The 21,857-nt window shown below is 64.0% G+C and carries 17 protein-coding genes and 1 pseudogene; 3 read left to right on the forward strand and 15 right to left on the reverse strand.

Translation table 11 applies throughout. The annotated features are described in order from the left end of the window. Nucleotides 1-59 precede the first annotated feature (59 nt). The 3 genes and pseudogenes from mscL to queG form a co-directional block, all read right to left on the reverse strand. Nucleotides 60-389, reverse strand: a pseudogene (gene mscL / locus IRI77_RS14925) (large conductance mechanosensitive channel protein MscL); the annotation flags it as partial. A gap of 30 nt (nucleotides 390-419) precedes the next feature. Then, nucleotides 420-1,613, reverse strand: a complete 1,194-nt coding sequence (locus tag IRI77_RS14930; RefSeq protein WP_194452839.1) for a tetratricopeptide repeat protein — start codon at nucleotides 1,611-1,613, stop codon at nucleotides 420-422. Then, nucleotides 1,610-2,635 carry a tRNA epoxyqueuosine(34) reductase QueG gene (gene queG / locus IRI77_RS14935; protein WP_194452840.1) on the reverse strand — a complete coding sequence of 342 codons (1,026 nt, stop codon included), beginning with the start codon at nucleotides 2,633-2,635 and terminating at the stop codon, nucleotides 1,610-1,612. The genes IRI77_RS14930 and queG overlap by 4 nt, the downstream gene beginning before the upstream one ends. 271 nt (nucleotides 2,636-2,906) lie before the next feature. Between queG and IRI77_RS14940 the strand changes: the two genes are divergently transcribed. Continuing rightward, nucleotides 2,907-5,000, forward strand: coding sequence for a radical SAM protein (locus tag IRI77_RS14940; RefSeq protein WP_194452841.1), 2,094 nt, complete (start codon nucleotides 2,907-2,909; stop codon nucleotides 4,998-5,000). 58 nt (nucleotides 5,001-5,058) lie between these two features. Here IRI77_RS14940 and IRI77_RS14945 read toward each other — a convergent pair whose 3' ends face one another. From IRI77_RS14945 to IRI77_RS14975, 7 genes are all read right to left on the reverse strand, one after another. Next, nucleotides 5,059-6,042, reverse strand: coding sequence for a Gfo/Idh/MocA family protein (locus IRI77_RS14945; RefSeq protein ID WP_194452842.1), 984 nt, complete (start codon nucleotides 6,040-6,042; stop codon nucleotides 5,059-5,061). An 8-nt stretch (nucleotides 6,043-6,050) separates the two neighbouring features. After that, the gene (locus IRI77_RS14950; RefSeq protein ID WP_194452843.1) at nucleotides 6,051-6,596 is read right to left on the reverse strand and encodes a DinB family protein; all 546 of its coding nucleotides are present in this window, start codon (nucleotides 6,594-6,596) and stop codon (nucleotides 6,051-6,053) included. 45 nt (nucleotides 6,597-6,641) lie between these two features. Then, the gene (locus tag IRI77_RS14955) at nucleotides 6,642-9,341 is read right to left on the reverse strand and encodes an ABC transporter permease (protein ID WP_194452844.1); all 2,700 of its coding nucleotides are present in this window, start codon (nucleotides 9,339-9,341) and stop codon (nucleotides 6,642-6,644) included. A 9-nt stretch (nucleotides 9,342-9,350) separates the two neighbouring features. Next, nucleotides 9,351-12,068: an ABC transporter permease gene (locus tag IRI77_RS14960; RefSeq protein WP_194452845.1), complete on the reverse strand. Its 2,718-nt coding sequence runs from the start codon at nucleotides 12,066-12,068 to the stop codon at nucleotides 9,351-9,353. A gap of 30 nt (nucleotides 12,069-12,098) precedes the next feature. Next, nucleotides 12,099-12,434 (reverse strand): PadR family transcriptional regulator, encoded by a 336-nt coding sequence (locus IRI77_RS14965; RefSeq protein WP_194452846.1) that lies wholly within the window; start codon nucleotides 12,432-12,434, stop codon nucleotides 12,099-12,101. 226 nt (nucleotides 12,435-12,660) lie between these two features. Beyond that, complete coding sequence (locus tag IRI77_RS14970) at nucleotides 12,661-12,810, reverse strand: lmo0937 family membrane protein (protein WP_194452847.1); 150 nt, start codon at nucleotides 12,808-12,810, stop codon at nucleotides 12,661-12,663. 170 nt (nucleotides 12,811-12,980) lie between these two features. After that, nucleotides 12,981-13,400, reverse strand: coding sequence for a hypothetical protein (locus tag IRI77_RS14975; protein WP_194452848.1), 420 nt, complete (start codon nucleotides 13,398-13,400; stop codon nucleotides 12,981-12,983). A 515-nt stretch (nucleotides 13,401-13,915) separates the two neighbouring features. On the opposite strand from IRI77_RS14975, the gene IRI77_RS14980 reads away from it, so the two are divergent. Further along, entirely contained in the window at nucleotides 13,916-14,440 is a 525-nt protein-coding gene (locus tag IRI77_RS14980) for a BON domain-containing protein (protein ID WP_194452849.1), read from the forward strand. Nucleotides 14,441-14,559: 119 nt separating this feature from the next. Continuing rightward, the gene (locus IRI77_RS14985) at nucleotides 14,560-14,820 is read left to right on the forward strand and encodes a GlsB/YeaQ/YmgE family stress response membrane protein (RefSeq protein ID WP_194452850.1); all 261 of its coding nucleotides are present in this window, start codon (nucleotides 14,560-14,562) and stop codon (nucleotides 14,818-14,820) included. A 24-nt stretch (nucleotides 14,821-14,844) separates the two neighbouring features. Here the strand turns inward: IRI77_RS14985 and IRI77_RS14990 are convergent, their stop codons facing one another. The 5 genes from IRI77_RS14990 to IRI77_RS15010 all read right to left on the reverse strand — a co-directional run bounded on the left by IRI77_RS14990 (nucleotide 14,845) and on the right by IRI77_RS15010 (nucleotide 21,763). Continuing rightward, nucleotides 14,845-16,059, reverse strand: a complete 1,215-nt coding sequence (locus IRI77_RS14990; RefSeq protein WP_194452851.1) for an alkaline phosphatase family protein — start codon at nucleotides 16,057-16,059, stop codon at nucleotides 14,845-14,847. A gap of 49 nt (nucleotides 16,060-16,108) precedes the next feature. Then, nucleotides 16,109-17,221 (reverse strand): hypothetical protein, encoded by a 1,113-nt coding sequence (locus IRI77_RS14995; RefSeq protein WP_194452852.1) that lies wholly within the window; start codon nucleotides 17,219-17,221, stop codon nucleotides 16,109-16,111. 31 nt (nucleotides 17,222-17,252) lie between these two features. Next, on the reverse strand, nucleotides 17,253-17,486 hold the full coding sequence (locus IRI77_RS15000; protein ID WP_194452853.1) for a hypothetical protein: 234 nt from the start codon (nucleotides 17,484-17,486) through the stop codon (nucleotides 17,253-17,255). Nucleotides 17,487-17,558: 72 nt separating this feature from the next. After that, nucleotides 17,559-20,579 (reverse strand): WD40 repeat domain-containing protein, encoded by a 3,021-nt coding sequence (locus IRI77_RS15005; protein ID WP_194452854.1) that lies wholly within the window; start codon nucleotides 20,577-20,579, stop codon nucleotides 17,559-17,561. Continuing rightward, nucleotides 20,573-21,763 carry an SIR2 family NAD-dependent protein deacylase gene (locus IRI77_RS15010; protein WP_194452855.1) on the reverse strand — a complete coding sequence of 397 codons (1,191 nt, stop codon included), beginning with the start codon at nucleotides 21,761-21,763 and terminating at the stop codon, nucleotides 20,573-20,575. Before IRI77_RS15010 ends, IRI77_RS15005 begins: the two co-directional genes overlap by 7 nt. Nucleotides 21,764-21,857: the final 94 nt, after the last annotated feature.

Genomic DNA, 21,857 nt, shown 5'->3' on the forward strand with positions numbered 1-21,857 from the left:
GTACCGATCCGGCGGCCACCCTGGTAAAGCGCTTACTTGGGCAGATTGTCGCCGCTCAGCCGCGTGAACCGGTTGATCTGCTTGATCACGATGAAAATCACAAAGGCGACGATGATGAACTGGATGACGATGTTCAGGAAGTTTCCATAGGAGAAAGCCGCCCCCGCCTTCTTCGCTTCCGCCAGGTTGGCGTAGGTCTTTCCATCCAGCGCGATGTAGCGCGAGGCAAGGTCACCCTGTACCCCGCCCAGCACCAATCCAATCAGCGGATTGATGATGTCCTCCACGAGCGACGCCGTGATTTTGGCGAACGCTCCGCCGATCACGACACCGATAGCCAGGTCCAGTACGTTGCCCTTCAGGGCAAACTCTTTAAACTCTGCGAGCATTCCCATGGCCTGAAAGTGTAACACGGCCTGTCAACCGGACATTGCCCTCTTTTCGTTTGTAGTGAACACCTTATCCAGATACTTCCGTGCAGATTTCGCCTCGTCAGAGGCCGGCCAATATTGGATCGCCGACCGGTACGCCGCCCTCGCTTCCGCTCTCCTCCCTTTCAGGTCAAGACACTGCCCCAGACGCAGCCACGCCGTCACACCCGAGTTCGGATCCAGCGCCTGCGCCCGCCGGGTCGCCTTCCGCAAATGGACAATCGCCGCGTCCGGGTCGTCATACCAGAACAGCAGGTTCCCGCGCGCAAACTCGATCCGCTCCACCGGCAGCGACTGGAAGCCGGGCGCATTCGACTTCTTCAGCTCCTCCACCCGGTCCAGCGCACTCCAGGCGTTGTCCTTATCGCCGAGATCCGCATACATCTGCGACAACTCGAACAGAACCAGAAAGTTCCGGGGGAACTCCGAGCGCAGCTTCTCGCAGATCTGCACCGCATCGCCCGGCCGCCGCTCCCTCCGGGCCGCAATGCCCAACAGGATCTCGGCATCCACCCGGTTGTACTTGCCCTTCTCCGCCACAATCTGCACCGTCCGGATGCCCTGCTGCCGGTCGCCATGGAAACCAGCCAGAAAGCCCAGCACCTTATACGCAAAGGGCAGCGATCCCACGACGTAGTCGTGCATGCCCTGCATCATCAGGGCATCTATATTGGTGGGATCGAGTTCGTACACACGGTTGTGCAGTTTCCGGCCCGCCGTCATGTCCCGCAGCGAATCCAGCCACTCTTTCTTGACCAGATAGTTGTAGGTACCGCGTAGCCCCAGCGCAACCCCTTGCGCATAAAGGGCATTGGTGTCATCGGGATTCTCCGCCAGCAACGCCTGCGACAGCCGCGAACACTCGTTCAGCGCATTCTCAAAGAGCGTCTCCTCCGCCGGAGTGGGCTCCATCTTGGGCCGTCGCAGGAACGGGTTCCCGCCCGTCACCATCTCAGTCTCCAGGGCTCCGGCCCGGAACATCAGGCTGAACAGCACGGCCTGGGCCAGGTGATTCCGCCGGTTCGGATCCAGCGGAGCCGCCTCCACCGCCTTCTGAAAGGTCGCGATCGCCTCGGGGTACTCCAGGTTGTAGAAATGGTCGTAGCCCTTCTGGACAAGTGGGTCCATTTCAGGCCACAGCGCTGCCTGCGCCACCAGCAGCAGGGCGAGTCCGCCGGTCACGTCTCCTCCTCCAGCCGCGCCAGCGCCCATTCCGCATGAGTCCGGACGCTTTCGTCCTCGATCTCCGCAAGCCGCTGCAAATGCTCGCGATAGCGAGGATCACGGGCATTCCCCATGGCGGTCGCCACGTTCCTCAGCAACCCGGAATACTTCGTCCGCCACAGCGGCGTCTTGCGGAATCGGGCCCGGAACTCCTCCGGCGACAAGGCCGCCAATTCGGCCGGATCCGGGTCCGCATTCGCTGGCTGAAATGCCGCCTCCCCGGTTACCGGAGCCCGCCGGTTCCACGGACACACCTCCTGGCAGATGTCACACCCGAAGACGTGTCCGCCGGACGCCGCGCGGTGTTCCTCCGGCAGCACTCCGCGCTGCTCAATTGTCCAGGTGGAGATGCACTGCCGCCCGTCCAGCCGCCAACCGCCCTCTCCGTCCGGCACCAGGGCCTGCGTCGGACAGGCGTCGATGCAGCGCCGGCAGCTGCCGCACCGGTCCGGCGGCGGCATATCCGGCGTAAGTTTAAGGGAAATCAGCACTTCCCCCAGGAAGAACCACGACCCCGCCGGCTGGTTGATGAGGCAGGTATTGCGGCCGATCCAGCCCAGGCCGGCCTCCCGCGCCAGCGACCGCTCCAGTACCGGAGCCGTATCCACGCAGATCCTGTACTCGAATGAGCCCCAAGCACTTAGGAGTTCATCCACCATCCCCTGCAGCGCCCGCCGCAGCACGTCGTGGTAATCCTCCGGTCCCCACGCATAGCGGGATATGGCGCTACCCGAGGGCCCATTCGTGTTGTAGAGCCGCCCCACGCACAGCACGGACCGCGCCGACGGCAGCAACGACCGCGGATCCGCCCGCAACGCAGCGCGGTGATCGGTCAGGTACTCCATAGGGCCCGCCATTCCGTCACTAACCCATTGTTGATAAACGGGATAGTCCGCTACGGCCCCAGCCTGAGCCACGCCGCAAAGCGCGAATCCGGCCCGTTGGGCGGCGGCGGCGAATGCGGCCCGGTCCGGAGTCATGGGAATCAGCGGTATCTCCTCTGGAATCATGCTACTATGCCGCGGTGTCAGACACACCACCGGCGGGTGAATCCGAACCTTGCCGTTTAACCCCCATAATCCCCATCCAAGCGTCAAACGGCACAGTTCGATGGAGAGCCGTAGGCTCTATGAAGGATCCTGCATACAATTCTATTGAGCAAAGCCGCGTGAACTGTCCGCGGAAGTCAAAGTTTTTAGTAGTGCAGAGCGCTTAGCGTCCTCCAAACGATATTAGGAGTCCATCCAAAAAATGCATAAGCCGATCAAGTACGTGGAGAAGGCAGCAACCTTGGCGGCCAAGGCTGCCTGGCAGGTTTTCGATTCCCTGAACCAGATCAGCCCGAACCCCGGCTTCACGCCGAAGTGGTCCGAGAAGCCGCTGTTGAAGTCCTACGAAAAGATGAAGCCCAAGATGGGCTGGCCCCGTACCACCGATTCGCTTTGCCCCAAGTGCATTCCTGAAGTTCGTCAGGAGATCATCGACGGCAAGAAGGATGTCAGCATCCTGGTGAATCAGCGTCCTGGCGAGATCAAGGCCCAGATCATCGAACGCGATGGGAAGATCCTGATGGTCAAGGATTGCCCCATCCACGGTCACTTCGAAGACGTGATGGCGATCGATCCGGCGTTCTTCAAGCACCTCGAAGACGTCTTCCCGGGCCGCGACATCCGCGCCCACAACGATGCCGACCTGCACAAGCACGGCTCGTCCACCATCACCCACGGCCGCGGTTCGGTCCTCACCATCGACCTCACCAACCGCTGCAACATGATGTGCGACCCCTGCTTCATGGACGCCAACCAGGTTGGCTTCGTCCATGAGCTGAGCTGGGAAGACATCAAGACGATGCTCGACAACGCCCTGAAGATCAAGCCCCGGCGCCAGATGTCGGTGCAGTTCTCCGGCGGCGAGCCGACGCTGTCGCCTTACTTCCTGGATGCGGTCCGCTACTGCAAGAAGGTTGGCTACAACTCAGTTCAGGCCGCCACCAACGGCATCGAGTTCGCCAAGTCGAAGGAATTCGCGGCGCAGGCGGCCGAGGCCGGCCTCCGCTACGCTTACCTCCAGTTCGACGGCGTCGGCAACGCCGCCAACTCGCACCGCGCCGTCGGCAACCTGTTTGACGTGAAGCTGCGTGCCATCGAGAACCTCCACTCGGCCGGCGTCGACATCGTCCCCGTCATCACCATCATTAACGGCATCAATAACGAGCAGGTGGGCCGCGTCGTCCAGTTCGCCCTGGACAACCCGAAGAAGATCTCCTTCCTCAGCTTCCAGCCCGTTTCCTTCACCGGCCGCGATGAAGCCGTCACGGAAGACCGCCGCGCCGCCCAGCGCTACACGCTGTCGCACCTGGCGCACGACGTGAAGAACCAGACCGGCATCGGCGAGCCGACCCGCGACTGGTACCCGATCTCGTTCATGTCCACGTTCTCCGATTGGGCCGACCTGATCCATGGCCCCCAGGCCGAATGGGGCCAGCTGAGCTGCGGCTGCCACCCGAACTGCGGCATCGGCATGGCCGTCATGGTCGACAAGGAAACCAAGGAATCGGTCCCGGTGACCAAGTTCCTGAACGGCGACCGCCTCTCCAAGGACATCGCCCGCGTCAACGACGCCGCCCGCGGCCGGAAGCTCTCCGTCGTCGGCATGGCGCTCGCCCTGATGCGCAACTACGATCCCTTCCAGTCGCCCACCCACTTCAAGCTGTCCGACCTGCTGAAGAAGTTCGACAAGACCTTCGGCGCCACCGGCCGCAACTACGGCAGCGTGAAGGGTGACCGCACCCTCACCGACATCGAGCGCCGCCGCCGCGACCGCTGGAACTTCCTCTTCATCGCCGGCATGTGGTTCCAGGATCTGTTCAACTACGACTTCCGCCGTACCGAACAGTGCATCATCCCCTACGCCACGCAGGAAGGCGAAATCAGCTTCTGCGCGTATAACACCGGCGTGGGCTGGCGCAACATCGTCGAGAAGATGCACATGACCGCCACGCTCACCAAGTGGTACGACGAGCACGGCCGTCACGAAATCTTCGCCGGCGGCAAGAACGTCAAGCTCAACACCACAGATCACCGCCTGGTGCTGCGCGAAGAGCTCGTCACGAACGAAGTTCAGCACGACCTCGACAACCTGGGCATCGCCAAGACGGCGCGCGAAGAGAAGATCCGTTCCCGCGACCAGAAGCTGCGCCTGGCGCAGGAAGCCGAGAACGCCAAGATGATGGAGCTTTACAAGAAGCACGTCCTCAAGGAACCCGAGTCGAACCTGGTTCAGATCGGCGGCATCCAGCCGGCCGCTCCGAAGGCGGAAGAGACCACCGGCGCCCTCGGCGACTAAGCCTCCAGTTCAAGTAGACAAAATGGCCGGTCCTTCGGGGCCGGCCGTTTTCTTTTGGCTAACCCAGTGTGACCCAGCGGCCGGAGCTCGACGACTCCACAATCGCGTCGATCACCGCCATGTTGCCCAGCGAGTTCTCTAGCGGCACCGGCACCGGTCCTTCGCCCAGCACGGCGCGGCTGAAGGCATCGCCTTGCAGCGTGTACTGGTCGCAGATGTCGAACAACTCTTCCCGGCCGTCCACCCAGATGCGGCACTGCGCATCCGGCGGAGCGTTGAACGGGATCTCGATCTCGATCCGCCCCCTGGTCCCGAACGCCAGCACCCGCTGGCCCGGCACCATCTGGGTCGAACACAGGAACGTCGCCTGGCCGGACGGGAAGTCCAGCACCGCCGATGCCAGCCTGTCGGTCTGGAAATCCGGATCGAGCTCCAGGGTCCCCGACACTCGCCGCGGCTCTTCCCCGAACAGGAAGCGTGACGAGAAGATGCCATAGCACCCGATGTCCATCAGCCCGCCGCCGCCCCAACCCGCAACATTGCGCACGTTCTTCGGATCGCGATTCGTATAGCTGAACCAAGACACCACCCCGCGCAGGTCGCCAATTTCTCCGGATTGGATCACTTCACGGGCGCGCAGCCATTGCGGATGCGTGCGGATCATGAACGCCTCGCCGGCCACCCGACCCGTCCGGTCGCGCACCGCAATCATCTCGCGGACCTCCGCCGTGGACAGGCCCAAAGGCTTCTCGCACAGCACATGCTTGCCTGCCTCCATGGCCTTGATCGACCACGGCACGTGCAGGTGATTCGGCAGCGGATTGTAGATGACGTCGATGTCAGGATCGGCCAACAGCTCTTCATAGGAGCCATAGGCCTTCGCGATCCCCAGCCCCGGCGCCGCCTGCCTGGCCTTGTCCAGGTCGCGCGAGGCGATGGCGGCAATCTCACAGAGGCTGCACTTCTGCATGGCGGGGATCACCTTCTTCACAGCGATCCCGGCCACGCCGAGCACGCCCCAGCGCAGTTTATTCGAAGACATGACTGATTCTAGTTCCCGCGGCTGGCTGGAGGCACGACCCCATTCAGGCGCGCGTACACAGCCATCTGGCCGTAGTGGTCGAAGCTGTGCCAGGTGAGGATCGAGGCAGCCGAACCGCGCGGCATCTTGCCATCCCCGAAAGGCGACGGGATCATCTCCAACTGATTCTTGTCGTTTACCGTGGCGAGGCCCTTATGGCCGTAGGCGAATCCGTCCTTCACGAACTTCACGATCTCGGCCTTGGTCTTCAGCGTCGCGGGCCCGTTCTCGGCCTTGCCCATGTCGATGGGATTCGCCTCGCCCAGCATCTTCGCCGCCACGGCGTAGATCACGGCGGCGACGTGCGTGGCCTGCTGGCCGAAGGTGCGCGCGCCCTTGAACTCGCCCTTCGCCGGGACGAAGTTGAGCTGCGCTTCGGACATGGCTTCCACCAGCGGCACGAGTTCGCGCTCGATCGACGAGAACTGGCCGTCGTACAGCTTGTTCACGGAAGGCGCGGTCTGCGCGGAGAGGGTTCCACACAGCGCGAGCAGAAGACAGGCGAGTGGTTTCATAGTCAGGGACTCCAGTAAAAAAGACTCGCTCTATTCTAGCGCCGCTCAGTCGTGCCTAAGAGCCTGGACAGGGTTCAGCCGCGTGGCCCGCCGGGCAGGCAGATAACTGGCAGCGAAGGAGATGGCGACCAGCACGGCCAGGCTGACCGCATACACACGCCAGTCGGAGGCCTTCACGCCAAACAACAACTTCTTCGCAACCGGCGCCAGCCATAGGGCCAGAAGTAGACCAGCCGCAAAGCCAGACAGGACCGTGAGGCCCGATTGCCGCAGCACCCAATTCCGTATGTGCGATGCCGTAGCGCCCAGCGCCATGCGAATCCCGATCTCGCCGCTGCGGCGCGTCACTGAGTAGGCAAGCACTCCATACAAGCCCATCCCGGCCAGCCCCAGGGCCAGCGCCCCGAACAGCGTGGATAGCGCCGCCAGCAGCCGCTCCGTCACCATGGCATCGCGCATCCGCATCGGGTAGGTCTGCAGCGTATAGGAGAACCGGTTGCCCGATGACGCAAACGCGGCCCGCACCGTGGAGAGTAGTTGCTCCATCTCGCCGGCCCCCCGCACGGCAAACGTGACGTAAGGTAACGCGCGGGCCTGTGACAGCGGCCTGTACATCGTCGGTGGAGGCGCCTGGCGCAGCTCGCGATAAGTGGCGTCGCGGGCGATCCCCACCACCTGCACCTTATGCGTGACAAACCCGGTCTTGCTGGGCGTCAGGCCTTCCTCGAAGTAGCGCCCAATCGGATTGCCCCCACCGAAGACCTGGCGGACGAAACTCTCGTTCACCACCGCCACCTGTGTCGAGGACTTGCGATCGTTCGGCTCAATATCCCGGCCGGCCAGCAGCGGCGTACCCAGCGCGCGAAAGAATCCAGGCGAGACGGCGTTGTAGTAAATCTCGTGCTCGCGCCGTCCTCCTTTGCCGTCGTCGCCAACGACGAGGGAACTCCACATGCCGGAGCCCATCGGGGTCAGGACCGAAGCACTGGTCTCCTCGACACCCGGAGCGCCTCGCAACTGCCGCCGCACATCCTCCACAGCCTCCGCCCGCTGATCCTGCTCCATCGTGAGAGTGCTCAGGTCCACCTTGGCCAGCACCACATGGTTCGGATCGAACCCGAGGCTCGCTTTGCCCAGCTTCTGCCAGGAAGAGAGGAACAACCCGCAGCCCACCAGGACCACTACGGATAGTGCCACCTGCAACGACACAAGACAGGCCCGCAGGCGGCCCTTGCCGTCTCCAGCCGTGCCCGCGATGCGAGGCAGCAGCGCATTGCGCGACGCGCGCCACGCCGGAGCCATCCCAAACAACAGTCCGCAGAAGACGCCCACCACCGTCGTGAACAGCAGCACCCTCCCATCGGGCGCCAGATCGAGCGACATTTGAGCCGTGGATCGTCCTGAGATCGCCACCAGTGCCTGCGCCGCCGGCTGGGCAATGGCGAGTCCAACCGCAGCACCGGCTAGGGCCAGCAGCAAGCTCTCCGTCAGCGACTGGCGCAGCAGCCGGCTCCGCGACGCGCCCAAGGCCATGCGGACCGTATACTCCCGCGCACGGACGGTGGCGCGTGCCAGCAGCAGGTTCGCGACATTCGCGCAGGCGATCAGCAGGACCAGGGCCACAAACCCGTTCAACAGCAGCACCGCGCTGCGCATCGAGTCGGAGACCGCCGAAAGTCCGCGCGCCGCCGCTGTCACGCGTAGACGGGATGACAGGAAATCCTGAACCCTCTTGGGCGGCCAGTTGGGCGGCACCGTAGCCTCGAAGAGGCCTGGCGCCAGCGCCTTCAGCCGCTCATTCGCACGCGCCTGCGTCCACTCCGGCTTCAACCGGGCCACGATGCTCACCATCCAGTTCGAGCGCGCGTCCAGCAGCTTGGGATCGGACGTGCGGTAGGTCTCCGTGGCCAGCGGCACGATGACGTCGAAGCGCAAGCCGACATAGATGCCATAGAAGGACGCAGGCGCGATGCCCACCACCTTGTACGGCTTGCCGTCGAGGGAGATGTTGCGGCCAACAATGGAAGGATCCATGCCATAAGCGCGCTGCCAGTAGTCATAGCCAAGCACGGCCACCGGTCCATCCCAGCCGCCGCCGCGGCGATCGTCGGCGGCGGTGAACAGCCGGCCGGCCACGGGTTCGACACCCAGCGTTTCGAAGACGCGGCCGCTCGCGATCGCCGCGTTGATCATCCGAGTCTCGCCACGCTCGCCGGCGTTAAAACTCTGCGCGGCGTACGCAAAGGCGCCACTGGCAATGTCCTGGCCCTTGTCGAACTCCTCCCAGAGGGGGTTCGTGAAAGAGTCGCCCCAATTCGCCTCGCCGGGCCGCCCGAGTTCCAGGCTCACCAGGCGCGCCGGGTCGCGCACCGGCAACTGTTTCAACAGCAGGGCGTTCGTGAGGGTGAAGAAGGCCGTATTGGCACCGATGCCGAGCCCGAGTGACAGCACGACGACACCCGTCAGCACGGGCGAATGGCGCATCATCCGCAACGCATAGCGCAGGTCCTGCAACAGCGCGTCCAGCCACTGCGCGACATCGGCGTCGCGAGTCCGCTCCCGCACCAGCAACGTGTTGCCGAACATCTGTTCGGCCCGCCGCCGCGCCTCGTCTGGAGGGAGTCCTTCTTCCACAAACTGATCGGCCCGCATGGCGATGTGCGCCTGCAGTTCCTCGTCGAGTTCTGTATTCATATCGCCGCCGCGAGTGCGGAAGACGTTGCGAAGTCTGCTCCAGAGTGGCATCGATAACTCCTATTCCTGACGCAGCGCCTGCACCGGATCGAGGCGCGTTGCCCGGCGCGCGGGCAGATAAGCCGCCAGCGCCGAGATCGCCAACAGAATGGCGAGACCCGCTGTGTACACCAGTGGATCGCCGGGCTGGATGCCGTACAACATCGATCGGACCAGGGCGGTGCTCCAGGCTGCCAACCCCAGCCCTCCGGCCGCTCCGGCAGCCACCGTGGCCAGGCTCCGGCGCACAACCCAGCGGCGGATGTGGCCGGGCGTGGCGCCCATTGCGACCCGGATCCCAATCTCGCCCCGGCGCTGCGCGACCGAGAAGGAGAGTACGCCATAAAGACCGATGGCGGCCAGCAGGAGTGCGAGCCCGCCAAAGACGCTGGAGAAAGCGGCCACCAGACGCTCTGGCCGCGTGGCGTCGCGCGCCTGCGAATCGAAGGTGCGCAGGGTGTAGGACGCTCGCGGATTGGCCTCCGCGACGGCGGCCCGAATCATCTGCGCGGCGGCGGACAGGTCCATCCGGGTGCGCAGCTCGTAACTCAGTCCGGCGCTGCCCTGGGGCTCCTGGGCAATCCCCATATACACCGTCGGCGGCACAGCGCCGCGGATGGTGCGGTACTTCGCATCCCTCGCCACGCCCACAACCTCAACTACCTTCTCCACTGCTGGCGCGCTAAATGAGGCTCGAAACTCTTTGCGGAATCTTAGGCCCAGCGCCGCAGCGGGGCTGTAAGCCCGGCCGCCGGGTAATCCAGCCAGCGCACGGCGGGCGAACGTCTCATTGACCACTGCCACCAGCGCCGAGTTCGAGTGATCCCCAGTCGAGATGTCCCGGCCGGCCAGCAGCGGCGTCCCCAGCGTGTGGAAGTAGCCAGGCGTGATGCCGTTGTAGTGAACATGGATACTCACAGGCTGGCCCGCTCCCGATTCCACCCGCATGGTCGCTTGCCAAGTATTGCCGGCCAGCGGTGTTACCAGCGAGGCGCCGGCCGCTTCGACACCCGGCAGCGCCCGGAATCGGGCCAGCAGCTCCTGGTGAAACGCTGCCCGGGCCGCGTCGGCTATCCCGGAGCGGGACAGATCCACATCGACAAGCAGCACATCCGCCGGCTGGAAGCCCAGGTCGGTATGAGTGAGATTGCGTAGGGTGGAGAGGAACAGCCCCGCTCCGATGACCAGTACCAGCGAAAGCGCAACCTGGAAGGCGACGAGCGCCGCGCGCAGTCCGCCGCGCCGGTCGCCCGACGCACCGGATGCCGCGCGCAAGCCGGTCTGCGGCTCCACCCGGGCGCTATGCCAGGCAGGCGCGGCTCCGAACAGCAGCCCGCAAAGCAGCGCCACGCAGGTGGTGAAGGCCAGCACTGCAGGATCAGGATGAAGATCGAGGAACAACTCTTCGCGGCGCGTGGCGGCCGCGCGCAGCAGGAGTCTCGCCACCGGAGGCGCGATCACCAGGCCCAGGGCGCCGCCCGCGAACGCAAGCAGCAGGCTCTCCGTGAGCAGCTGCCGGGCGATGCGAGCTCGCGAGGCGCCCAAGGCGAACCGTACCGAAATCTCCCGCCCGCGAGCAGCCGAACGCGCCAGCAGCAGGTTGGCCACATTCGCGCAAGCAATCAGCAGAACCAGGATCACCACGGCGTTCAATATGAGCACAGGCTTGCGCAGCTCCGTGCCCGCATAATTCAGGCCGCGCGCCATGCTGACCAGCGAGAACTGGCGGCCGAGATAGTTCCTAAGGATCTGCGGCTTCCACTCGGGGTGGTGAGTGCGTTCCATGACTCCAGTCCCCAGGGCCTGAAGCCGTGACTGTGCCTGTGCCAGCGGCACCCCCTCTTTCAACCGCCCGGCGACCACCAGCCACCAGTAAGCGCCATGCTTCAGCATGCTCTCCGGCCCACGCAGGTAGGGTTCGGACGCCAGGGGAACGAGTACGTCGAACCTCTCGCCAACTTCGATACCCGTAAAGCCCGCCGGAGCGACGCCTACGATCCGGAAGGGCTTGCCATCCAGGCGCAGCGTCCGCCCCAGCGCTGAGGCATCTCCGCCAAAGGCGCGCTGCCAGTAGTCGTAGCCCAGCAAGGCAATCGCTGCATCGGAGCCGCTCCCTGGGTGGTCCGCGGCCTCATCAAAGGCTCGTCCCAGCGCCGGCTGCAGGCCAAGTGTCCGGAACACGGCTCCACTGGCATACGCGCCTCGCACGGGACTGACTGCCCCGCCCTCGCTGGTATCGAAGCTCTCCGTGGACCAGGCAAACGCTGAGCTGAAGAGATCCTGGTGGTCGCGGAAATCCTCCCAGATGGGGTTGGTGGCCGTGTCGTTCTCATCCAGTTGCAGCGCGTAGAGTTGCTGGGGCCGTGCGACCGGCAGCGTCCGCAGCAGCATCGCGTTCGTGATGGTAAATAGGGCCGTGTTCGCCCCAATCCCCAGCGCGAGCGAGAGGACAACGACGGCCGTGAGCCCGGGCGATTTGGCGGACGACCGCGCCGCAAACCGCAGATCCTGCAGGCAGGTGTCGAGCCACTGAAGGATGTCGGCATCGCGTGCACGCTCACGCTGCAGCGCGGGGTTCCCGAACTCGCGCCGGGCTGCCTCAAGGGCTTCCTTCTCGGACAGCCCGGCCCCCCGCCGCTCTTCGGCGCGCATAGCGATGTGAAACTCCATCTCCTCATCGAGCTCGTCCACATGGCGTTCGCCGCGGACGAGATTGACAAGTTTGCTCCACCAGGGCACAGCGGTTCTCCTTTCGCACCGGCTCCGCGATCAGGCGTACTGCAGGAACCGGGCAACGGCCGAGGTAAGCCGGGCCCAGTTCTCTTCTTCCTGTTTCAACCGCTCCAGGCCGGCCGGGGTGATCTCGTAGTAGCGGGCACGCCGCTTGTTCTCCGTCGTACCCCACTCGGCCGAGATGAGGGAGTCCTGTGCCATGCGATGCAGGGCCGGATACAGCGAACCCTCCTCCACGCGCAGCTCTTCCCTGGATATCTGTTGGATCTGGAGCGTAATGCCGTAGCCATGCATGCGGCCCCGGCTGGCGAGAACTTTCAGGACCAGCAGGTCCAGCGTGCCTTGCAGGCGGTCGTTGTCATGTCGTCCCAATGCAACTCTCCTAGCTGTCTAGTATAGACGTCTAGGAGAATCTGTTGTCTCGAGAAAAATGTCAACTTTTGTGGATGGGGGAGGAAAGTGAAGGGTGAAAGGTCGAGGGCGCCCGTGGGAAGGCGCCCTCCGCGTGACGGACTAGCACTTTTAGATGCAGCTAGCCGTGACGCGTTTCCGGCCCGTGCCCCTCGCGGTAGCCGCGCAAGGGGCATGGGCTGAACCGTCAGATGGCGCTTCTGCGCCCTGAAATCAGGTTGAAGACGATCGCGACCAAAGCCACGACCAACAATAAATGGATGAGGCTCCCGCCAATGCTCATACTGAATCCGAGGAGCCAGAGCACCAACATCACAGCGACAATCGTCCAGAGCATAAGTTTCTCCCGCGCCCATCCCTGGGCACCTTTAGTTCGAACGTCGACCGCCGTGTTGCGCCGGATCCGATTCAAGCGCTTTGTGGACAGTCAGGAGGAGCGATGTTTCAATTCCGCCCCGATGCATCCCGCAAGCTGGAGCAACCACTGAACTCCGCCGGGCATCGCCCTCAGGCGGCAGACCCTCGCTTAAAAGAGCGCCCGATCAGGAAGCCAACGACGCCTGCGATGATCAACGACTGACCAGGATTCTTGCGGACGATCGCCCGGACGCCGGTCATCATCGAGTCGACGTCGTGCTCACGAACGTAGCCGGCCGTCGCGCTGAGCCTGTCCGCCGTCGAATGGGCGAAGCCGCTGACCGCGTCGACTCCAGGCAGGTGTTCGGCTGTTCCGTGGAGCGAGGAGGCTGCCTTGTCCAGCCCGTCGGCCGCGGAAGTCATGTTCTCGTCGATCTTCTCCGCTGCCCTACGGCCCAGTTCCGATGCTTTGGCTTTCAGCTGTGCCGCGCCATCGGAGATCCTGTCGCCCAGCGCCGAGGATTCGTCCGCAATTTTGTCTGTAAAAGAGGTGGAAGAACTGTTTGCCATGTGTTGCTCCTGCCATGGAGTTGGGCACGCCGAGCGCCAAACGAAAACGGCACCCCAACGTGCAGACAGTGTGAGGCCAGGTTGTACCAACCACCCTGCCTGGCAGATCCCGCGGAGCACCGGGGGGGCCATGCGCGGTTCAGTGTGGCGCCCAGCTTCCAGACGGGCGACCGACGCCCGGGCGTCGATTGACCCTATTCAGCCAACCTGGCCGCTGCTTTCGATCCTATGGAGGTCCAGCCGGGGCACTCCTATTTGGCCATGCACGTGCTCTAACAACACACACATGACTCGGCCGCGAAATGCGACAACCTTATGCACGTCCCATTGGACCTGGATGGTTCCCGGCCTGTCGGAATGGTTTCCGGCCGGCCAGGCGGTGAACGGCGTGGGCATCGAAGGAACGAATCCTGACCGGACGCGTCGCCCGCGAACCCTTCACGTTGGAGGTGCAGCGGATTGCCTGCTCATTTCCAACTGCCTGATGCAATACCAAATGAAACTGGAGAACACCAATGAACAAGTTCAGCCATCGAATGCTCCTGCTGGTGCTGCTGGCAGCCCCTGCCATTACTTCGGCGCAAACCGCTGACGCCCAGAAACGCCTGCTCAAAGAGGTTCGTCACGAGTTGGTGATGCTGCCTTATTACGGGGTGTTCGACAACCTTGTCTACAAGATCGACGGGTTCAAAGTGACGCTGATGGGACAGGTCACGCGCCCGACGCTCAAGGCCGATGCGGAGCGGGCGGTCAAACAGATAGAGGGCGTGGAGGCAGTCGACAATCAGATCGAGGTGCTGCCTCTCTCCCCGAACGACGACCGGGTGCGGCGGGCCGTCTACCGGGCCATCTTCTCGAATCCCGGGCTCGACCGGTACACTTTGTCGGCGGTTCCTTCCATCCACATCATCGTGGCGAACGGCAATGTGACGCTCGAAGGAGTAGTCAACAATGAAGGCGACAAGACGGTTGCCAACCTCTCCGCGAACGGCGTATCGGGCGTGTTCTCGGTAAAGAACAATCTCGTCATCGAGAAGTAGGCCGGCCTGTTGGCCAGGATGAGCCGGGTTGATCTGGGTAACGCCGGGTGGCCCGGCGGCTGACTGGGCATGCTACCTTTCAGAGTGCCGTAGAAACACGGGAAATTGAGGAGGCCTACATGTTGAGTTTCATCTGGATGTGTCTCATCGGCCTGGTTGCCGGTGCGCTCGCCAAACTGATCATGCCCGGCAGGGATCCTGGCGGCATATTCATCACGATGCTGTTGGGGATCGCCGGCTCGATCGTGGCCGGGTTTCTCGGACGAACCCTCGGCTGGTATCGCGAGGGGGATAGCGCCGGCCTGATTATGTCCGTGGTTGGCGCGATCCTGCTGTTGTGGGTTTACCGGATGTTCCGCAAGGGTTCAACCGCCGGCTGAGGACTTCCCCCATCAGTGTGCTCTTTACCTGGGGCCGGGTGTGAACTCGAGCCCCAGCAGGGACGCCAGGCGGCCGGCGATGTCTTTCTGTGAGATCTCGGGAAGACGGGCCGCCTGGATGCCAGGCTGCCAAGCGGCATAGACCGCCCGGTAGCGAGTGGGCCAGTGGCCGTGGTTGCCGGCTTCGTGTGGCTTGGAATGGACCTCCGTGGCTTCGCCCGCGGCAAAGAAGACGCCCGGCGCGGATTCAAAGGCAGCCACCGCTTTTGCCTGACCCGGCGCATAAACGGCAAATTCTTCCTTCGGAATCTCCCGCCCCAAGCCATATTTACCTGTGGACTTCAGTTCCCTCAACAGATCAGCGGCGGCCGGCGTCGAAGCGATCACGTAGCCGCCCATGGCGCGCACGCCTTCCACTCCGCGCGCTTTGGCGGCGACGCTGAGGTTGATCTCCTCTTCCACCTTTTCAAAGCCGTGATCGGAGACGAGGACGAAGGTGTAGCCCTTGGGCAGCGCGCTCAGCAATTGTCCGATGTACTCGTCGATGTTCTCCAGCGTGGCGTTGGCCTCACGGGTAAACGGGCCGGTCTGGTGCGCTTCGGAATCGAGGTCGACGAGATGCAGCAGGATGAGATCGGGCTGCACTGTCTTCAGGAGGTAGAGGGCAGCCATGGTGCGGTTGCGGTCTTCCATCCACTCGCGCGGGAAGGCGGGGTAGACAGCGGCGATGCTCTTCACCAGGTCGGCCGGCACACACTTGGACTCAATGGAGCGCACGTCCATGTCGCCGCCGCGACGGCGCTGGAAGTACTCCGGCAGGTTCCAGGTGACGGGCGCATCGACGGTAACCGGCCAGGTGATGGTGGCGCTGGTGCGGCCGGCTGCTTTGACGGCATCGAGCAATGTGCGCGCGTGGAGGAGCGAGGCGCTCCAGTAGTATTCGCCGCCCTCGGACTTGGGCCGGCGATTGCCGAGAATGCCATGGATGTCCGGACCGACGCCGCTGATGAGCGTAGTGTGGGATGGCCATGTCACGGTGGGCGCCTGACCGACCACGCCGCGAGACCACTGGCCTTCCTTCAGCACACGGCGGAGATTGGGGATCCGCAGGCCGAGGCGATCGGCATCGTCGAGATACCGCTGGTCGAGGCCGTCCACCGAGACTACCAGCACGCGCCTGGGCTGGGCCGCGGCAGGCAGAGCCGCGAAAAATAGAGGTACAAGTAGGAGTAATCGCATAGCGCGCTCATTTGAATGTGCCACGAATGGCCGCCCCCCTGCCCCTGATTCAGGGCTGGAGCCTCACCATTGCTTCAGGGAACATCACCCGTTCACCGCGCCACGCATATGACCGCAGGCCGTCGATGGCGGTCCAGGTGGTGTGATAGCGGTCATAGATCTCGGGGTCAGCCGGATCACCCCAACTGCCGTCGGGGTTCTGGTGGGCAAGCAGATATCGAGTGCCGGCCGCCAAATCTGGATCGGCTTCAGTGAGCCCGAAGGATTTCAAGGTATCCATGTACTCGCCCAGTAACTCGGTGTCCCGGCCGGAGATGGCGTTACGGATATGTGTCCTCAGGTACTCGTATTCCCTCGGAAACCACTCCGAGCGCAGGCGGTAGAGGCCATAGCCGTTCATGGCGTAGACGAAGTGCGTGACCGCGTAAGCGGTATGTTCATAGAGGATCCGACTGGCGCGTCCAGGCGGTGGATACGGGTGCATCCGCGGCAGCCACTGGAGGACGTCCGCGAGGCTCGCTCCGAACCGGAGGCCATAGACTTCAGCGGAATATGAGGCAATGATCGCGTCGCACCAGACCCCATAGCGGTCGCGCAGTTCCAGCTCTGCTCCGCATTGACGGCAGGTCAGGCTGCCTCGCGCGCTTCGCGTGCCGCACTTCCGGCAGACCTTGGGGATATCGCTGGGCGGGGGCTCTTTCCGCGGATCGAATCGGAACATCTCCTCGGGGGTGATGCGGAGCGCCGCTTGCTCCAACCCCCTGCGTAAGGACTCGTCCGGAACGCCCAGGCACTCCGCCGCGTGGCTGCCGGCGACCAGTTGATACACCTCGTCCGCTCCGGCGCCGGGCGGTACCCGGGAATGATCCGCCCGCCAACGCAAGGCTCGTTCATGGCCGAAGCGCCAGGTGAGGTCTCTCAGTTCAGGGTCGGCTGAAGTTTGAGAGATGCTGCAGAAGCACCACAGAAGGTCGAAGCCGTTTTCCTCGAAGCTCTTCCCGTCGGAAGCGACGCCTTCAATAAACGCCAGACCGCGCTTTACAGCCAGCGATACCCGAACATCCGGCGGATTCAGTGGAGACCGAGTTCCGGCCGATGCCCACAGAAGCAGCAGGGCGGCCGCGGCCGTCGAGAGGATCGCGACGGTCAACCGCCCTACCATGACTCGTCAATCCGGGCAGCTGGCCGGATGGCTATTTGGACTTGGACGCAGCAGAGTCGGTATGGGCACCCTTCTTACCCTTTTCCGGGGAATCGACAGGAGGCTTCGTCTTCTCGGCGGCCTTCTCAGCGCCCTTCTTGCCGCCCTTGCCCTTCTCCATGGAATCCTTCTTGGTTATTGTTCCTGTCTGAGGCAAAGCATAACCAACAATCGAGCCCGCCAGGACCGCCATCCCGACTGTCATGGCCATTACGAGTTTCTTCATTGACTTGCTCCAACACGCTATTCAGACCTGAAATACTGCTGATCGAGTATACAGCAGAGTTTCGCGGGAGGCTTACTTTGCTGGGACGGGGAGATCCGCGGGGCATGGAGAGACGTTGAGGTACTGCTTGCACTCGTCCGTGGTGAGGGAGCGCCGGATGTAGTGTCGCGCGAGATCCAGCAGGTCATCGTAGGTGGCCGCGTAGGTTCGGATGAACCCGTCGGCGCCGCTGGAGGCGATGATCCGGCCGTCCGGCCGATAGGCTACGCGGTTGGCGCCGCCGGCATGCGCGGAGTAGCGGAGGAGTTCCGTGCTGGTGGCCATGTTCCAGACCCGGACCGTGCCGTCCTGGCCGCTGGTCGCCATCTCTTCGAGCTTCGGGCGGCAGGCGACGCCATAGACCGGGCCGGTGTGGCCACGCATCGTGAGGGAGCCGGACTTGCGCTCCACGTCCGCCACTCCCGAGGCATCGGCGACGGCGACCCAATTGCCGGAGGTCCCGCCAAAGGAGATGTCCAGCAGGGCGCCCGGCTTGGGACCGATATCCCGATCCGCCATGCCGGAACGGATGGCCGTCAGCAGAAGGTGATGGTCCATGCCGGCGCTGGCGATGAAGCTGCCGTCGGGCGAGAAGCGGACGGCGACCGCACGGTCCTTGTGGGTGGCGATGAGTTGCGGGGTGTTCTTCTGAATGGGCAGATCGACCCGGTAGATATTGCCGTCGGAGAGCGCCACGGCCAAGGACTTGCCGTCAGGGGCGAAGTCCACCGCCCAGACGCTTTTGGAGAAGCTGTGCCCATCGTAGTTCTTGCCGGAAGCCGTCCAGAGATTGAGGAGGCCATCCAGGCTGACGCTGGCGATGTTCTTCCCATTCGGGCTGATGGCGACGCCCCACACCTGTTTGGAAGGGGGCACATTCTTCCAGTCGCCAATGACAACGCCCTTGGCGACGTCGACGATTTTGACGGAACCGTCACCGGAGCCGGCGATCAGGCGTCCGCCGTCGGGCGAGAAGGCGATGCCGTAGAGCGCCTGCGACGAGGCGCGGATGTGTTTGAGCGGAGTGTCGAGGTCCCAGACGCGGATCTCGCCGGTCCGGCTGACCGTGACGGGCGCGCCGGACTGGTCCCAACCCACCGCGAGCGCCGCCCCGGCGGAACCAGGCAAGCGGGTGACGAGATCGAGATTGGTGCGATCCAGCAGGGCGGCGGTGCCGTCGTCCAAGCCCACCAGAAGCTGGGTAGCCCCGGCGTTCCAGCGCACGCGGGTGACGGCGGAACTGCCGACGCGGACGGAGCGTTGCGGCGAGAGCGGGTAGGCGCTGGCCGTTGCGGCCGTCACTGCCACCGAGCCGGCCTGGCTCCCCTTCGCGAGCAAGCCATTCATGACATCGGAGTCGAAGGGCAAGGCGGCGGCGCCAGAGTAGGGGGCGGTCTTGCCGTCGGGGGCCACCAGGGTGCGGACCGAGCCGCGGCTCACGACGACGAAGCCTTGCGGCTCGATGGCGATGTCAGTGGCGTCGGCTACGCGTGCCAGCTTCACAGACTTCTTGTCCGGGCTCCAGGCGATCACATCGCCCTTCTCGGTCAAGGCAGCCAGCGTGCCGCCACTGACCGCGGCACTGACAATCGGCCCAAGGTTGGCCACCACCGTGGGGCGCGGGGTGGCGAGGACATCGCCCAGGATGCGCGAGACGTCGGTGTGATCGGCCGCGCCGTTGGAGACCTGTACGGCGGCAAGGGTCAGGAGCGCGGCGCGCTCAGAGTCCACCAGGGAGAGGAGAGTCGCGGTGTCGAGGATCGGCTTCACTTCGACGGTGCGCGTGAGGGTTGAGTTGGATTCGGTGAGGGCGGAGTTTGACCGGAACAGCAGGAGCGCGGCGATAAAGGCGAAGACCACCAGGACGGAGGCGAGTTTGAGAAGGAGCCCGCTGCGGCTGCGGGCCCGTTGGATTTCGGCCGCACATTCGGCTCGATAGCGCTCGGCCCAGGCGGTGAGGAACGGCGCGTACATGTCGTGGTAGAGCTCAAACCAGACAGCGCCGCCGGGAGCGGGGGTACGCCGGAGGATGCGGACATTGCTGAGGGCGGAGAGCGCGGTGTCGAGCTTCTGCTTGTCCAGTTTGAGGTGCTCCGCCAGGCTGTTCAGCTCATAGGCCATCTTGGCGCCCTGGCGGGTGATGAGGAAGCCGAAGGCGCTGGAGATGACTTCCTTTGCCTGTTTGGGCAGAGGGTCCAGGTTCACCTTGCAGTAGTCGCGCAGCGCGTTGGAGGCTCCGCCCGGCTCGTATTGGCGCGGGAAACCGCTTTCCTCAGTGGGTGGACTTTCCTCCCACAAGTGGCGGCAGGCGATCTGGAGGTAAGGCGGGGAGACGAACTCGCGGGAACGGTAGGCAGTGCCGGGCATACCGGGGGTTGCGGCGCGCAGCAGGTCTTCAATGAGTTCGGGCAGCAGCGCGGATTTACCCACGCCGGCGGAGCGTGTGGTGGCCTCGATGATCTCTTTCGCCTGACGGCGATTGGGCGCCTTGAGGCGATAGTAGTTGCCGAAGAGGTCGGGGGCCTTGTTATCGAAGGCGCTGAGCTCGCCGAGGAACTCCTCGCGCATGGCGAAGATGACGCGGGCCTCGACGGTCTCCGAGTTGATGAGTTCGCAGAGGCCGGCCACGAACTGGTCGAACTCGGGCGTGTCGCGATGGTTCTGGAAGACCTCCTCGAACTGATCGAGGATGAAGAGAGTGCCGCTCAGTTGCTGGTGCGCAGTGGGCAACATGCCGAGCAGAGAAGCGCCCTCCGGGCACTGGAAGCCCTGTGCCGCCCAGGCCTTGCGGAGCGCTTCGCGCAGGCAGGAGAGCGGGTCGCCGGTGCTCCAGGCGGAGTGGGAGCAGATGCAGTAGCGGCGCTCGAGTTCGGGCGCGACCTTGGCGTTGAGGAAGGAGGTCTTCCCGACGCCGGAGCCGGAGAAGAGCAAGGTGGTGCGGCGCGAGAAGATGCGGGCGAGGATGACGGTGAGGTCGTCGTCGCGGCCGAAGAGCACCTCGCGGTCGTCGCGGGTATAAGAGGAGAGGCCTCGAAAGGGATTGGGGCCTACCATAGCGATGGGGTATCGGACCAGGCCGCGGGCTCCGCCCGACGCTTGATCTCGGCGGCGAACTTCACGAGATCGGCGACGCAGACGTTGATGGTGGGCTGGGACAGGTATTGGGACTCGAAGTCGTTCACCCAACTGACGACGGCGTAGTCCCGGACATCCTTGGTGAGGGCGCGCTGGTCGATGATGGTGCGGTACATGGCGCGCACGTTCCAATCGGAGAAGCTGTAGCCGAGGAAGAGGAAGCCGGTATTGGCCTGGCCCTCGTTCTGCATGAGGCGGGTGACGGCGGCGGGGATGACGCCATCGCCGGATTCACCCTGGCGCTTGAGGAAGGCGATGTAGTCTTCGTCGGAGAGGATGATGCTGTCGTCGGTAGTGCCGGCCGGGGGGAAGAGGCAGCCGTGCATCTTATAGATGACGGCCACGGGCTTGCGCGACGAGACCGGCGGCAGTGTGAAAAGGGCGGGCTGCTTGCCTTTCAGGCCCTGCTGGAGATCCTCGAAGTCCTCATTGGAGAAGCCGAACCAGGCCTGGAGGCTGGCGCTGGGGCGGACGGTGACGTGGTGTTGTTTGCGGCCGACCGTCAGCACGACATAGGGGACCTTGGCGGCATCGAAGGCCAGTTCGATGAGCTGGTCGTAGTTGGTGGTGATGACGAGGTAGTCGCGTTTGGTATTGCGCAGGTGGTGGCGGGCCGCGCGGGCGATGAGGTCCTGGGACGGCAGCGGATGGGTCTTGCCGGCGAAGAGCGATTCGAGATCCTTGCGGTGGGGATCGCGGCCGCGCACGAACTCGTGGTAGCTGGAGACGGGGAGCAGCGAGTAGGGCCAGGAGCCGTGGTAGCTGACATTGGCGGCGAGGGCGTTGGCGAGTTCGCGAGCCGAGGGCGGGTAGGGTTTCTGCCCGGCGATCTCCATCCAGTCGGGTTCGTGGTCCTCATAGTTCTGGAGATCGAAGGCCTGCCGGATGCCCTGTTTCAGGTGCTCGAGGCCGGCGCCGGAGAGACCCCAGCGGGTGGCGAGTTCGTCGATTTCCGAATCGGCAGGATAGTTCGGCACCGGCACGGTGGACGGTGGAGCCCCGGCGATGGAGGCACCGGCGCCGAGGAACGGGATGAGCGCCTGGTTCCCGGCCAGCACGTCCGCACCGAGAGACGCATACGGAATGGAGGGGAGGACAGGCATCCAGTTAGTGCCTCACATTCTACAGCAGAAACCCGGGAGCTCCACCATAGTTTTGCGCGGGCGAAGAGGCGGCGATGGCGGGGGCCGAGTCTCC

The sequence above is a fragment of the Paludibaculum fermentans genome (genome assembly GCF_015277775.1).
Classification (GTDB): domain Bacteria; phylum Acidobacteriota; class Terriglobia; order Bryobacterales; family Bryobacteraceae; genus Paludibaculum; species Paludibaculum fermentans.